The sequence below is a fragment of the Amycolatopsis orientalis genome, assembly GCF_000943515.2.
Lineage (GTDB): Bacteria > Actinomycetota > Actinomycetes > Mycobacteriales > Pseudonocardiaceae > Amycolatopsis > Amycolatopsis orientalis.
Genome location: NZ_CP016174.1, coordinates 4,916,102 through 4,930,302, shown reverse-complemented (window position 1 = coordinate 4,930,302; position 14,201 = coordinate 4,916,102). Strand labels below are relative to the sequence as shown.

Genomic DNA, 14,201 nt, shown 5'->3' with positions numbered 1-14,201 from the left:
GGGTCAGTTGAAGGGATGCGGGTGCCGGGGCAGCTCCGCGAGGGTGAGGACGGCCGGTGCCCGGCCGAGCAGAGGCGGCACGGTCAGCAGGCGGGGAGTGTTCGCGGTGGCGCGGTGCAGGTGCCCGAAAGTCAGCCGGAGCGTTCCCGGCACCACGACCTTCACCGCGTGCAAGCCCAGTCCGCGGCTCCAGTCGTCCGTCTGATCCACCACCACGGTGTCCAGGCCGTGCGCGGCGAGCCGGTCCACCAGCCCGGTCAGCACCCGGGTCAGATCCGTCTCCGGTTCCGGTGGTTCCGGCAGGACTTCCCGGTAGGGCAGCGGATTCGACACCGTCGGGTCCGCGAGCAGGAACTCGTGGAGCTTGCGTGCCGACGGCAGGCCGTGCAGGTCGATGTGATCGTCCAGCCGCCGGACCCGTGCCGGATCTTCGAGCATCCGCGCCAGCCGGTGCCGTTCCTCGGCGTCCGGGGCGGGCCGATCGGCGCGGCGGAACGCGCCGACCGCCGTTTCGACGATCGCCGACCGGAGCGCGACGAGCGGATCCGGATGGGCCGCGGCGGAGAAGTAGACCTGGGGCAGCGGGGAACGTCCGGAACGCTGCCGGGCCAGTGACAGCACGACCGGGATCCCGAACTCGGTGGTCGCGTCGAAGAGCAGGAGTTCGTAACCGATGCGGGCGAGCGCGTCGGTGAGATGGCCGGCGAGGTCGTCCCCCTCGGGCGGCGCGATCCGGCGCAGCGGCGCGTTGGCGTACCACGCCATGAGGAAGGCGTCCCGCTCGACGACTTCGAGCAACCCCGCCAGCGCGGCCTCTTCGAGACTGTTGCCCAGTCCGTTGCCGTTGCTGTTGCCGACGAGGATCCGTGGTGTCTCCGGCCGGGCGGGGACGCCGTAGTAGGCGAAGTGCTCAGGAACCGCGAGTGGCCGCTTCCTCGTCATGGACCAGCCGTGGACCCAGGTGATCGGGAGATCCGGCCGGTACGGCACGCAGGCGTCCGAAAGGCCGGTGAACTCCGGATCCGGCAGGCCCAGCGACACCGGGTCCACCGCCCTGTCCGGGCCGAGGTCGGCGAACGACGTCCGCAGTACGGTGCGGCGGCCGTGCGGGCGCAGCGCGAGCCTGCGCTCCAGCGCCTCGAACACGGCCACCCGCTCGGCGTCGGCCACGGTGGCCGACCTGCCGAAACCCCACTCCCGCACCTTGCCGACCACGGTGGCGGCGGAGACCAGCGGCATCGGCGACCGGTCCGTGCGGCCCAGGGCCGTCACCGGCCCGAAGAAGGGATCGGCCGCCGCCTCGACGAAGGAAGGGCCTGCGGTGAGCCGGTTTTCCTGCCGGAAGACCCCGCGGGGGACCGGTCGCGGCGAGGGAGTGAAGCGGACCGATCCCGGTTCGTCGGCGGGCAGCGGGGCGCATTCGGGGCAACCCGGCCGGATCGGAACGGTGCGTGGGGTGAGCGTGCCGTCCCGGTTGTCGAGCTGCCACAGCAGGGAGGCTTCGGGGTGCGCGGCCAGGTGCCGGACGAGCGCGGCCAGCGCGGGAAACGACGCGGGCGGAAGCACGCCGCCCGAGGTCGTGTCGGGAGCGGTGGGCAGATCCAGCGCGTGGGAGCGGCCGAGTTCCGCGCACCGGACACAGCCGGCCGGACCTGGTCCGGTGACCGGTCCGATCACGGTGAAGACCCCGTCGGCTCGCACGGGCAGGAACCACGCGCCCGCCGCCGTGAGACCGGCGGCCAGTTCTTCGAGACCTGCCCGGGTCCACTCGTCCAGCGCGACCACGATGAGGGCGCCGGGCACGGGCTCCGCCGCGAGTCCGATCCGGACGGCCGGATCGGACTGCGCACCGCGCAGCCACTCCGAGCACGACACGGCTTCCCGGAGATCAGGCCTCATGGCGTGCTCCCCGGATCGAGCGCGGCGAACCCGGCCGCCCGCAGTGCGGCGGCCAGTCCGAGGGCATCCGCTCCTTCGGTGGGCCGCGGCGGCCGGACGTCCGGCAGGGCCCGGCGCAGGCAGCGCTGGAACTCCGGCTCGTGGTCCCTCGACGGCGACCACAGTTCCGGCCGGGGCCCGGCCACCGGCAGCGTGGCCCCGCACGAAAGGAAGGGTTCCGCCGGGGGAGTCAGCCCGGACCGGCGGGCCTGTTCGGCGCCTGCCGCGCCCAGCCAGGCGTGTGCCGCCGCGTCCGCCGCCGTTCCCTCCACCGCCCGGGACAGCACTCCGGCCGCATCGGTGACGACGGCGACGAAGACCCCGTCCGAGGGGCGCGCGACCCGGCACCGGGCGTCGAGTCCGAATCGGACGGTCACTGTGGACAGCCAGCGGGCCGCGGCGGTGTCCGGGTCCGGCCGGTACTCGTCGCCGTCGAAAGGCGTCGTCGTGCCGAGTATCGCGCGACGCCAGACGATCCCGGTGGCGTGGAGTTCGTCGCCACCGACCGCGGTGCCCCTGGCGCCGTCCGGATCGAGCCGGCGTTCGGCGGCGGCCAACCCGGCCGCGAGCCGGGCCGCGTCGACGGTCGTTCCCCAGGCGGGTATCCCGTCGGCGACGGCCATGCCCAGCGGAACCTGCCGCAAGGTGGTGAACTCCGGCGCGGCCAGCGAGCCGAGTTCGGGGTCGCACAGCGCGTCGAGAGCGGTCATCGCCGTGGCGAGGTCCGTGGGTGACGTCGCGATCCCGGCCTGCCAAGGATGGGCTGTGGCGCGCAGCGGATCCGGCCGCACGACGAGGACCCGGGGCCAAGGGCCGGCCGGTTCCGCGACCTGCCGCAGCAACCGTTGTACGACGAGGGAACCCACCAGTTCGGCGACCGAGCCTTCCGGCGCGGACGTCCCGAGCCCGAGCCGGTCGGCGATCGCGCCACCGTCGTCTGTCTCGGCCTGGCCGGCGAACCCGAGCCGACGGTCCGCGCCCGCGAAAGCCTGGAATCCGTCGGCCCGTACCAGGACGAGTCTCGGATCGTCCCCGGCGCGACGGTGGTGCGGTATTCCGCTCAAGGCCAGTGCGGAGGCGGCCGTCTCGGCGACCGGGCCGGTGCCGAAGACGGTGAATCGGCTGGTGACACACCGGTTCCAGGCCTCGGCCGGATCGACCGTCACCTGTTCGAGCCAAGCCGCGAAGTCCGGCGTGGGACTCGGGAACGCGTGCTCCGCCCATCCAGCGGGCGACGTCAGCAGCATGCCGTGCTCATCGAGACTGTCGAGCAGTCCGCGCACGATCCGGCCTGCTTTGCCGGTCGAGCAGGCGGATTCGACGGCGTCGGCGCTGAGCCCTCCGGCCAAGGCCGGGGAAATCCGGTGCCAGAGCACCGGGAGATCCGGGCCGCCGCTCGCGGTGAAAGTGCCCAGCGGACCACGGAACAGCAGGCCCTCGGCCGTGGGCGTCGTCCGGACCCCCGGCCGCAACCGGCGCACGGACTCCCGTACGGCGGTCATCGGGGACCCGCCGCGAGTTGCTTGCGCCGCGCCCGCTCGATGCGTGCCCGCCAGTCCAGGCCGGTGATCGACTCGACCGCCCGGCAGACCAAGGCCGCCGCGAGATAGCGTTCGGCGGGCCGGACGTCGCAGACGGCCAGCAGCAGATACAGGATGTTCATGACGAACCGCTCGATCTCGAATTCCCGGCGATCACCGGTGTCCGGGCTCCAGACCTCACCCAGCTGCCGATGGAACTCGCTGACGTCCTCGCGCAGGTAGGTCCGGGCCGTGATCGGATCACCGAAGGCGGCCGCCCTGGCCTGCGTCTCCCGCCCGTCCGCGGACCGGAGCTCGCCGCGGTCGTACGCCGCCGCGGCGACGGCTCTCGCCGCGTCGCCCCAGGAACGCCAGGCGGCCACGAGCGGCTCGCCGGGGTCGGCGGCGTGCCGGACGATCAGGCGGGCCCGGTCCGCGTGTGTCTCCCACAGCGTGTCGTGCCGGGCACGGATCCGGCCGTCCTCGTCGGTGACGTGCAGATGCGCTTCGAGGTGGGACTGGTAGGAGAAGTAGCGCTTGTCCAGCCCGCCGGGACTGGCCTCGGCGTGCGCGCTCAACACGGTCATCACCGCCCGCACCCGCGCACCCGCCCGGTCCGCGTGCTCGCCCGCGTCGGCGACGGTCGCCGCCACGGCGGGAACGCCCAGTGCCAGCAGGTGGTCACGGACCGCCGCCGTGGCGGGCCCGCCGGGGAATCTGGCCCGCGTGGTGGGGTCGGGATCCTCGATGTGCACGCTGTTGTCCGGACGGAACGGTCCATAAGGCGGCGGTACGAGTTCGGCTCGCCCTGCCGCGGTCGCGAGCGCTTGAAGGTCCACTTCGGACAGTGCGGCGCGAGAAGGACGTTCTCGTAGATACCGCTCCAGTGCGGTGGCCAGCCGCTCGGCCGACCCGGCCGGACCGGACAGCCTGATCCGCAGATGGGGGCCGTGCAGCCAGCCGCGTTCCAGGTGCGCGGTCACCTCGGGCGAGGCGGCGAGCGCGGGAAGCACCGCCTCGCGCAGCAACGGGGCTTGCAGGGGATCGTGGTAGTGGCAGACCACGTCCCGGACGATTCCGGCCATCTCGGTCACATCCCTCTCCGATGGGTTTCGACCACCAGCTCGGTCGTCCGGCCGAGGCCGGGTACCGGCAGCGCCTCCTCGACCTGGACCGGCCCGTCGTGCTGGTGCAGTAGTTTGGCCAGGCACTGCAGGTGCAGCGCGTTCCCGAAGTCCACGAACTGGGGTTTCGGCGGCACCCCGTACCGGTGCGGTCTCTCCGCCGTCGCACCGGCCGGCCGTCGGACGCCCGACACGAACACGGCGTCCGGCAGGTCGAGTTCCGCACGCCGGCGCGCCATCGCCGCCGCGGTGGGGCCGGTTTTGAGGGCGTGTAACCATTCCGCGGTCGCTTCGGCGTCGAAGTCCCAGGTGCGCCTGGCAAGCACGAGATCCCGGAACCGGAGGCGGGCGCGGCTCTGGACGGAGCGGTGCCCCGTTGTCGCGGTCTCGACCGGTGCGATCCTGGAGAAGCCGGCCCGGTCGGCGGTGAGGTCGAGGTAGTACGGGGCGACCCTGTCCGGCAACGCGAGCTGGACGAGGAAACCGATGTACAGCACGTTGAGCGGTGCGCCGGTGGCGACGACACGCAGCCGGACGGTGTCGGTCGCCGGATCGTGCACGACCTCGAGGTCCTGGTCCATGAGGGTCGACCACGCCGGGTCCTCACCCACTTCGTCGGCGAAGAGCAGTGGGTGCAGGTTGGCGTTGAACCCGTTCACCGGCCGGAACTGCGCGGTCCGTTCACCGTCGAGCGTCCGGTTCAGCCTGACGGCGACCGCGTCACGCAGGCCAGGCCCGAACACGTCGAGGAACCGGGTGGTGAACCGGCCCCAGCCGCTGTTGACCGAGTTCAGGCACCAGCCGCGCGTGCCGTTTTCGTCGAACGGCTGCACGAAGTGCGAGTACGACGCGGGCCGTCGCAAGAGCCACCTCGGGAGGCGTTCGGCCACGTGCCCGATGAGATCGTCGGACAGCCACACCTCCTTCCCACCACCGGATCCCGCCGTCGCGGTGACTTCCCGCCGCAACGCGGCGAGATCGGCGACCTCGTCGGGCAGGGCCTCGCCCGGCGGGAGGCGGACCATCCCGTCCGTACCCACCGCCATGGCGGTGTCCCACAGCCGGGCGGCGTCGGCCACGAGGTCGGCGACCCGGCAGCGTCCGCCGGGGCCGAACCGGGTCAGCAGCCGGTGCCGCACGAGTGCGCGCAGCACCGCGCCCTCGTTGAGCAGTTCGGTCAGCGGGGCGAGCCGGGTCAGGTCTTCGCGGATGTCCGCGCCGACTTCGGCGCCCAGCCGGAATCTGGCGGGCAGCAGCACGTCTTCCCGGAGCGGCATCGTCGCCGGGCGGGGAGCGCCGAGGCCGGCGAACACCGCCGTCCATTCGGCGTCGAGGTCGCGGATGGCCTCGGGACGGCTCGCGGCCGGAAGACACGCGATATCGAGCCCCGCGTGGTGGATCCGGTGCAGCCGGGCCGCCTGGGCGTCCTGGCCCGCCGCCCTCAGCCAGCCGGCCAGTGCGGGCAGCGGATCGGGCAGCTGGGGATCGACGGGGGAGATCGGGATCAGCACCTGTTCGTCGGCGAGCCGGTCGAGGTAGGCCCGGACCGGCGCTCCGGAAGCGGAGGGCGGCAGCAGCTCGCCGAGCGCCGTGGCCAGCTCCGGAAGGGTGCGGCCCCGTGCACCGGCGGCTCGGACGTCGGCCAGCACCAGGTCGAGCGTGGCGTTGCGAGGAAGCCGGACACGCTGTTCACGAGCGGCGACGTAGTTGCTCTTCACCTCGAAGTCGTCGCGCAGGCAGCTGAAGCGGTCCGCGTCCAGCTGTACCGCGGGAGCGAGGCGGTGTGGCAACGACCAGCGGAGACCCGGCTCGGCGAGCAGCGCGCGAAGCAAAGTGCTGACCAGTGTCTGATTGGGGAGGACGTGGGCGACCAGGTCGAGTTCGCCGGTGATGTCGCCACCAGGCTCGTCCCAGGTTCCCCAGCCGACGGCGGTGAACCACGACCATGGACTGGTCTTCGTGGCGGTGCGCAGCACATACCGCAGCACCTTCGCCTCGGCCTTCCTGGCTTTGGCGCCGTAGCGTGGATCGGCGACGTCGGCGAGGCCGTGCAGCAGATCGACACTCGACAAGGCCACAGCCCGTCGTAAGTTCTCATCGGCCGCACGCAGGCTCAGCCGGCTCCGCTCGGCGGCCAGTGCTTCGGCCTGTGCCGGTCCGAGTTCGGCGCGCAGGCGCTCGCGCGTGTCGATCAGGGTCAACCAGTCGGCGAGCGGGGGCAGACGACCGATCAGCTCACCGGCGGCCGCGCGCAGTACGGGCCGAGGTGCCCGGCCGTTGTGCAGGTCCCGCCGTAACGGGATCGCCACCCGCCGGTGAAGCTCGCCGGGCAGCCAGGATCCGGCGTCGTGCAATTGCTGTCCCAAAGGTCCCGAAGCGAAGGAGATCAGCCGTCTTTCACAGGCGGCGAACTCATGCCACAGCCGTCGGAAACGGGTGTTCTCGGCGCTTTCCTGCCATAACCCGGAAAGCGTCGTGCGAACGAGGGCATAAGGAGCGATCTCTGTTCGATCGGTCACAGATTCGGTGACCGACAAGTGAGGTTGCCGCATGAATCGCTCCTTCGTGCCGTTCTTTCACCGAGGGGAGGTGTCACCCCGGCGGTCGTCGCCGGGGTGACACCTGTTCGTCAGGATCCCGGTGAGATCACGCGGGGTCGGTGCACGAACCGGTGTTGGTGCCCGAACCGTTGTTGCTGGAGGAGGCCGCGGTTTCCGGCAGCGCGACGGTGTCGCGCAGCGACGTGACGTCGAGCTCGTCCAGATTCAGGTCGTCCAGATTGAGGTTCATTTCTTCTCCCTTTTCGCGGAAACCGAGTGAACTTTCCGGAAGTTTTCATCCGGTGAAACAAATCTATCCTCGGGCCGCCGTCGGCACATGGGCAATTTCTGCCTATATTGGTTTCGTGAATGGTTGGCCTGCCCGCTCAGCGGCCGGTGCCGCCCACCGCAAACTCCGGAAGAATGCCGAGGTCGATCGCGGCGGACACGGCGGCGCGCCGGGAACCCACGGCCAGCTTGGTCAAGATGGCGGCGACGTGGTGATCCACCGTGCGGACCGAAAGATGCATGCGTTCGGCGATGCCCGCGTTGCTCAGCCCGGACGCGACACACGTCAGTACCTGGGCCTGACGACGGGTCAGTCCCGCCGGATTCGCCGCCGTCGCCGGACGGGGCCCCCGCGGGATCCGGCGGACACCGTTGCGCCGCAGGTATTGCCGCACCCGCCGCGCGGCACCGCCGGCACCGATCCCGTCGAACATCTCGAGTGCGCGCAACGCGCCTTGCTCGCCGCTCATCGCCAGACTGTCGGCACTCTCGTAGGCGCAGCCGAGTTCGGTCCAGGCGTCCGACGCTCGCCGCCACTGTCCGGCGGCCAGTAACCGGTACGGTTCGGCGAACCAGTCGAGGGCGGGTGTCACTTCCCCCGCCCGCCGCAACCACAGCGCCAGTTCCCCGGCGTACCAAGGATGTCTTGCCCGCAAGGCCAGCCGGAACACCGGCCGCAGCTCGTCCGCTTCGGGACCTCGATCACCGCTGAGCCACGCGGACTCGGCCCGCGCGACGGCGAGCAGCACGCGATCGCGCAGAAGTTCGGGATCCGTGCTCGCCGTGAGCGACATCGGGGTGCCCCGGCGGGCATTCAACCGCGCGAGCACACAACGAGCGGGCAGGAGTTCCCCGGCGGCGAGCGCGTCCTCCTCCGCGCGCGCCCAGTCACCCGAAGCGAAGCGCGACCAGGACCGGATCGAGAGCAGCTGACACGTGGCGAGCCGATGTCCGGTCGCGAGGGCGAACGCGCGCACCAGGTCGCGGTCACACAGATCGAGTTCGCGCCGTCCGGCTTCGTCCGAGCACAGCTGGGTCAGGATGCGGACGGCGTCGGCGACCCGGCCGTGGTCTTGAAGCCGGCGAACCGCGTTCAGCAGATCTGGTCTGGCCGAAGGGTTCTTGCCGTATTCGACCAGGGAACGCATCGCTTCGGCTTGGGCGATACCGAGCGGGTGCGCCAGTTTCGCCGCCAGGTCGACCGTGTGCCGGACGGCGATCTCCGCCTCGGCGTACCTGCCTGCCAGGACGTCCGACTCGGCGCGCGCACAGCGGGCCGCGACCAGCTGGGCACTCGCCCCTCGGGCGGCGGCGGCCGATTCGGCGTCGGAGGCGGCCGCTCTGGCCTCGGTCACCCGGCCCAGATCCCGGTAGAATCCGGCCAGCGCGATGAGATCTCCGCAGGCACGTGCGTGCCGGATCAACCGGCCGATATCAGGAGAGTCCGTTGTGGACAGTTCTGCCAGCAGCCGCCGATGGAGCGCGCGCCTGCGATGGTCCGGCAAAGAGCGCTCGACCACCAGTCGCAGCAGCTCGTGCCGGAAGAAGAGCCGATCTTCCCGCTGCTCCAGCAAACCGGTGTCGAGCAGGTCCTCGCGGCCCGCGAGAAGCCCTGCCTCGACCCCGTCGGGACTCACCGAGACCTGGTTGACCAGGTCGATCGCCGCCGGATCCGCGACGGCGAGCCGGGAAGCGACCAGTGCCCGCAGTCTGATCGACTCGGCGGCCGCTTCCCCGTGCCGGGCGATTTCACCGATCAGCAACGGGTTCCCGCCGGTCTGCCGTCGCAGTTCGCCGACGGTCGTCGACAGTTCGGCCGCCAAGGCTTCGATGGTCGTCTCCGCCAGGGCGGGCAAGGGAAAGTGGCGGATACGGTCCGACGGTATCCCGGCGAGGACCGCGTGCATCCCGTGCGTCCCGCCGATCTCCTCATCGCGGTACGTCACCACGACGGAGGCGTCGACCTCGTCCAGTCTGCGCGCGACGAACGACAGCAGGTCGAGCGTCGCGTCGTCCGCCCAGTGCACGTCCTCCAGCGCGAGGATCGCCGGCCTGGTACGACCGCGCAGGGCGGTCAGGAATCCGTCGAACAGTTCGGCGCGGTCCCCGGCGGGCGCGGTCAGCGCCACGCCGCCGGAGCGGGCCAGGTCGAACAGCGGTGCCAGCGGCCGTGCGGCGCTGAACGGGTCGCAGCGGCCGTACAGCACGTCGGCACCGTCCGCGGCCTTGTCCAGGAAAGCGCGCAGCAGGGTCGATTTCCCGCTGCCCGCCTCCCCGGTCACCACGGCGATCCGCACCGGAGCGGCCCCGTGTGCCATGGCGATCAACTCGGCCAGGATACCGTGGCGCTCGCTGAACACACCGCCATCGTGCGCTGTCATCGTTCCCCCTCAGGACGACGAACCCTCGCGAGAGAAACCGCGGTGGGATCAGCTGTTGTTCGATGGGGGAGGACAAGGCGTGGCGGAGCGGACACCCCCGCAGTCCCACATGAAACCCGTGCCCGGCGGGTCCGTCGGATTCGGGACATCGTCGGCGAGCGCGGGTGCCGCCGCGCCCACCGAGAGCACCAACGCGAGTAGGGCACCGGTAGCGATTCTTCGGAGCTGTGCGATCCTCATTTTCCACCCCTCGTTCTCGACTGCGTTGAGCAGACTTTGTCAGGTGAGGGGGATGCCCGGAAGTCTTCCGCTGGTCAGCAAGAGGACACCTGCTGGCAGCAAGGTGACTGTAATGAGGTCAGATCCAGCCGCGGCGCGCCGCTTCGACACCCGCCTCGAACCGGCTGCCGGCGCCCAGCTCCGTCATCAGCCGTGCCACCCGGCGGCGGAGATGGCGGACGGATACGCCGATCACGCGCGCGGCGACCTCGTCGGTGCTGCCCTCCGCCAGTAATGCCAGCACCTTGCGGTCCTCGCCGCTGGGGCCGCCCGCGTCGGGCTTCGGCGGCGGGTACACGGAGGCCTCGTTCCACAACCGGTGGAACAGCCTCAGGAAACCCACGATGAGGCCGGGCTGGCGGACGATCAGCGCTCCTTGACCGCTGTTCTGCGGATCGATCGGCAGCACGGCCACGACGTCGTCCATGATGACCATCCGCTCGATCGGATCGTCGGTGACCCTGATCTCCGCGCCGGCCGCGGTCACCTCCTGTACGTAGTCGAGGAACACCTCGTCGTCGAGCGCGCCGGTGTTGTAGATGGTGCGGACGGCGATGCCGCGGCGCAGGCCGCGCAGGTCCAGTGGCTTGCTCGCCTCGATCGCCGAGCGGCTGATGGACGCACCGGGTTGCACGGACCAGACACTGCGCCGGGTGAAGAACGCCAGTTCCGAGAGCCGCTGGCGGACCTGGTCGAGATCCTCGATCCGCTCCAGCCCGGTCGCGGGGTCGACCGACCAAGGACGGGCGGAATACCGTTCGGTCAGCTTGGCGACTTCGGCCCGGGTGTCGCCCACCTTCCGCTGCAGGTTCAGCAGCTCGTCCTCGCGACGCTCGATCAGCTCGCCGAGTGCGGACGCCGGATACTTCAACGTCACCCCGGCAGGCGCCCCGTCATCCGGGGTCGCCACCTCGAGTTCGGCGAGCGCCGTCAGCGCGGCGGCGAGCTCGCCGGCTTCGCAAGCGAGAGCGGACGACAAAGCGGCGACATCCAGCTCCGGGTTGTCCAGAAGCGCGCGGTAGACACGTTCCGCGAGCGGCGTGAAACCGAGATCGGTCAGAGCCACCGAGTACCTCTGCGTGACCGGTTGCTGACACGCCTGGCAACTACCTGACCACTCTCGGCACACCATCGAACGGCGGAACGCGTCATGATGGGCGACGACGGAAGGAACGACGGAGGCGTGGCCGAGATATCCCTTCGCCAGGTCAGTCCTGGCGCCAGCGATCCGGCGATAGTCGCCGCGCGCCTTTGCCTCGAGCTGGGACTGGCCTGCTGTGTCACCATCAGTCCTGACCTCCACCACGTGCGGGTGCATACCGCCGTGGGTTGCCCGGAGGCGGCCGACACCATCTCGATGCTGCTTACGGAGCCACGATTCCACGGCTGGCGACTGGACACGGAGACCGTGCGCCGAGAGACCGGACGATGGGATCATACCGCCGATTCGTGATGAGCCTCCCGTATTCAGCCGGGCACCGGCCGCGTCCTACTCCTGTGAATCGGCGAGCAGTTTCAGCGCGAGCGCCTTGAGTTCCGGACTCGCTGTCGCGGCGTCGCCGGAGTCGAAGGGCGGTCGCGGGTCGTATTCGACGGCGAGCTGGATACCGCGGGCGGTCTCCTCGCCTGCCAGCAGGGACGCGAGATAAAGCGCGAGGTCGATGCCGGCGGACACGCCTGCCGCGGTGACGACCTTGCCGACCTGAACGTATCGCTCGGGCACGTAGCGCACGCCGAAGGTCTTTTCCAGATAGTCCGCCGAGGCCCAGTACGTGGTGGCCCGGTCGCGGAGCAACCCGGCCGCGCCGAGGATCAGCGACCCGGTGCACACCGACGTGGTCCAGGTGGTGTGCCGGTGAATGCGGCGGATCCAGTCGAGCAGGACCCGGTTCTCCATGGCGGCGACCGTGCCGCGGTTACCCGCTCCGGGGACCAGCAGGACGTCCAGGCGGTGCACCTCGGCCATCGAACGTTCCGCCAGCAGCGCGACGTCCCTGGTGTCAGTGCGCACCGGGCCGCGATGCTCGGCGATCATCGTGACGGTCGCGCCGGGGAGCCGGGACAGCACCTCGGCCGGGCCGGTCGGATCCAGCAGGCTGAAGCCGTCGTAGAGCAGGATGCCGATCCTCGGGCCGTTGGTCTCCGCGTGAGCCGTCCCGGTGGTGAGGCCGAACGCGGCGGCCGCCGCGACGCCGGTCAGTACGGTTCTGCGGGTGGTCTTCGCACTGGTCATGCCACGGAATTCTGGGGCGCTCAGGTCCCGATCGGGCGTGGCATGTCCGTCATCCTGCGAAGCGTGTCCCCGCTGAGCCCGTAGTGCCGGCGGAACGCCGCTCGCAGGGTCTCCGCCGAGGCGAACCCGCAGCGTCGCGCGACCGCCGAGAGCGGTAGCGCGGTGGACCGCACCAGCTGGGCGGCGGCTTCGGTCCTGGCCGTCCGCACGGTACGAGCCGGTGTGCTGCCCAGGTGCGCGGTGAACAAGCGGGTGAGGTGCCGGGTGGTGACCCCGGCCCGCATCGCCAACGCCGACGGGCTCAGGTCTTCGGCGAGGTGCGCGGCGATGTACCCCAGCAGATCCCGCACGACCCGGTTGCCGGGCGGCGGCGCGGCCAGGAACGTACTGATCTGGGCCTGGTCACCCGGGCGGTGCAGATACGTCACCAGCTCACGGGCGACCTCGCGGGCGAGCGTCGGACCGTGGTCGTCCTCGATCAGCGCGAGCGTGAGGTCCAGCGCGCTGATCACCCCGGCCGAGGTGAAGATGTTGCCGTCACGAAGGTAGAGCGGGGCGGGATCCACTGTCACCGCGGGAAAGGTCGCGGCGAGCAGCCCGCTGTAACCCCAGTGTGTGGTGACCCGCCGGTCGTCGAGCAGACCGGCGGCCGCCAGCACGAACGCGCCCGTGCACACCGAGGCGACCCGCCTGCTTCTTTCGGCCAGCCGCCGCACCTGGGTCAGCAACCGCTCGTCCGTCGCGGCCGCGTCCGTTCCCGCGCCGCCGACCACGAGCACCGTGTCCGTCCGCCCGGACACCTCGGCCAGCCGCCGGGCACCGGCGAGCATGATCCCCGACGAACTCCGCGTCGTCCGCCCGTCGACCGTGGCCAGCTCGACGACATAAGGCGGTGTGGCGCCGTGCGAGTTCGCGATCTCCAACGCCCCGCTGGGACAGGCCACATCGAGGATCTGCGCGTCGTCGAACGCGACGATCACCACCCGGCGGCCCGGTTTCACGCCAGCTACCACAAGGAAAACCTACCCGCCGGTGCGCACCGGGGCGGTCATGGTGGTGCCAGCGCTACCACGAGTCTTCCCTCACGCGGGATCGATCGCAGCCCCTCGCGACCGTAGGTTCAGTCCGGAGAGATCACCATCGCTTAAGGGGAAATGATGAACGCAGGGGGCACGTGCGCCTTGGAACTGGAATCCGTGAGCAAGGTCTACGGATCCGGTGACGGCGCGGTCACGGCTTTGAACGGGGTGACCGTCGGGGTGCGCAGAGGCACGTTCACCGCGGTGATGGGACCGTCGGGATCGGGCAAGAGCACCTTCCTGCACTGCGCGGCCGGACTGGACCGGCCGACCTCGGGGCGGGTCCTGCTGGGGGGCACGGAACTGAGCAAGATGCGGGAGAAAGCGCTCACCGAGCTGCGCAGGACCCGGATCGGGTTCATCTTCCAGGCCTACAACCTGTTGCCCTCGCTGAACGTGCTGCAGAACATCACGCTCCCGATGCGGCTCGCCGGGCGGAAGCCCGACCCGCAGTGGCTGCGTCAGATCGTCGAGAGCGTGGGAATCGCGAAGCGGCTCGAACACCGTCCGTCCGAACTGTCCGGCGGGCAGCAGCAGCGCGTCGCGATCGCCCGCGCGCTGATCACCCGCCCGGAGGTCGTCCTCGCCGACGAGCCGACCGGCGCACTCGACACCCGCACCGCGCGTCAGGTCCTCGACCTCCTTCGCTCCATTGTGGACGAAATGGGGCAGACCGTGTTGATGGTCACACACGACCCCGTCGCGGCGTCGGCCGCGCACGGCGTGCTGTTCCTGGCCGACGGCAAGCTGGCCGGGCACCTCCCGCAGCCCACGCCCGAGCGGGTCGCCGAGCGCATGACCCACCTCGGGGAGTGGTGA

Annotated in this window: 10 protein-coding genes; 1 reads left to right on the top strand and 9 read right to left on the bottom strand. The window is 70.8% G+C overall.

The features are described 5' to 3' along the window. Positions 1–3 precede the first annotated feature (3 nt). The 9 genes from SD37_RS21585 to SD37_RS21545 all read right to left on the bottom strand — a co-directional run bounded on the left by SD37_RS21585 (position 4) and on the right by SD37_RS21545 (position 13,286). On the bottom strand, positions 4–1,899 hold the full coding sequence (locus SD37_RS21585; RefSeq protein WP_052675166.1) for a TOMM precursor leader peptide-binding protein: 1,896 nt from the start codon (positions 1,897–1,899) through the stop codon (positions 4–6). After that, entirely contained in the window at positions 1,896–3,440 is a 1,545-nt protein-coding gene (locus SD37_RS21580) for a hypothetical protein (RefSeq protein WP_044856427.1), read from the bottom strand. The genes SD37_RS21585 and SD37_RS21580 overlap by 4 nt, the downstream gene beginning before the upstream one ends. Then, on the bottom strand, positions 3,437–4,552 hold the full coding sequence (locus tag SD37_RS21575) for a lantibiotic dehydratase C-terminal domain-containing protein (protein ID WP_044856426.1): 1,116 nt from the start codon (positions 4,550–4,552) through the stop codon (positions 3,437–3,439). Before SD37_RS21575 ends, SD37_RS21580 begins: the two co-directional genes overlap by 4 nt. Beyond that, positions 4,549–6,936 (bottom strand): lantibiotic dehydratase, encoded by a 2,388-nt coding sequence (locus SD37_RS21570; RefSeq protein ID WP_044856425.1) that lies wholly within the window; start codon positions 6,934–6,936, stop codon positions 4,549–4,551. Before SD37_RS21570 ends, SD37_RS21575 begins: the two co-directional genes overlap by 4 nt. A 292-nt stretch (positions 6,937–7,228) precedes the next feature. After that, the gene (locus SD37_RS42740; protein ID WP_145926689.1) at positions 7,229–7,372 is read right to left on the bottom strand and encodes a thiazolylpeptide-type bacteriocin; all 144 of its coding nucleotides are present in this window, start codon (positions 7,370–7,372) and stop codon (positions 7,229–7,231) included. Positions 7,373–7,508: 136 nt separating this feature from the next. After that, positions 7,509–9,791, bottom strand: a complete 2,283-nt coding sequence (locus tag SD37_RS21565) for an AAA family ATPase (protein ID WP_083255032.1) — start codon at positions 9,789–9,791, stop codon at positions 7,509–7,511. Between the two features lie 358 nt (positions 9,792–10,149). Then, positions 10,150–11,136, bottom strand: coding sequence for a helix-turn-helix domain-containing protein (locus SD37_RS21560; protein ID WP_052675165.1), 987 nt, complete (start codon positions 11,134–11,136; stop codon positions 10,150–10,152). Positions 11,137–11,559: 423 nt separating this feature from the next. Continuing rightward, positions 11,560–12,303, bottom strand: coding sequence for a DJ-1/PfpI family protein (locus SD37_RS21550; protein ID WP_044856422.1), 744 nt, complete (start codon positions 12,301–12,303; stop codon positions 11,560–11,562). A gap of 20 nt (positions 12,304–12,323) precedes the next feature. After that, entirely contained in the window at positions 12,324–13,286 is a 963-nt protein-coding gene (locus SD37_RS21545; protein WP_044856421.1) for a GlxA family transcriptional regulator, read from the bottom strand. 174 nt (positions 13,287–13,460) lie between these two features. On the opposite strand from SD37_RS21545, the gene SD37_RS21540 reads away from it, so the two are divergent. Next, a complete protein-coding gene (locus SD37_RS21540; RefSeq protein WP_065913102.1) occupies positions 13,461–14,201 on the top strand; it encodes an ABC transporter ATP-binding protein in 741 nt (246 codons plus the stop codon).

Excerpts from the sequence above, each read along its gene's own strand:
- SD37_RS21585 (WP_052675166.1), bottom strand. The coding sequence starts at position 1,899 with ATGAGGCCTGATCTCCGGGAAGCCGTGTCGTGCTCGGAGTGGCTGCGC.
- SD37_RS21580 (WP_044856427.1), bottom strand. The coding sequence starts at position 3,440 with ATGACCGCCGTACGGGAGTCCGTGCGCCGGTTGCGGCCGGGGGTCCGG.
- SD37_RS42740 (WP_145926689.1), bottom strand. The coding sequence starts at position 7,372 with ATGAACCTCAATCTGGACGACCTGAATCTGGACGAGCTCGACGTCACG.
- SD37_RS21565 (WP_083255032.1), bottom strand. The coding sequence starts at position 9,791 with ATGACAGCGCACGATGGCGGTGTGTTCAGCGAGCGCCACGGTATCCTG.
- SD37_RS21550 (WP_044856422.1), bottom strand. The coding sequence starts at position 12,303 with ATGACCAGTGCGAAGACCACCCGCAGAACCGTACTGACCGGCGTCGCG.
- SD37_RS21540 (WP_065913102.1), top strand. The coding sequence starts at position 13,461 with ATGAACGCAGGGGGCACGTGCGCCTTGGAACTGGAATCCGTGAGCAAG.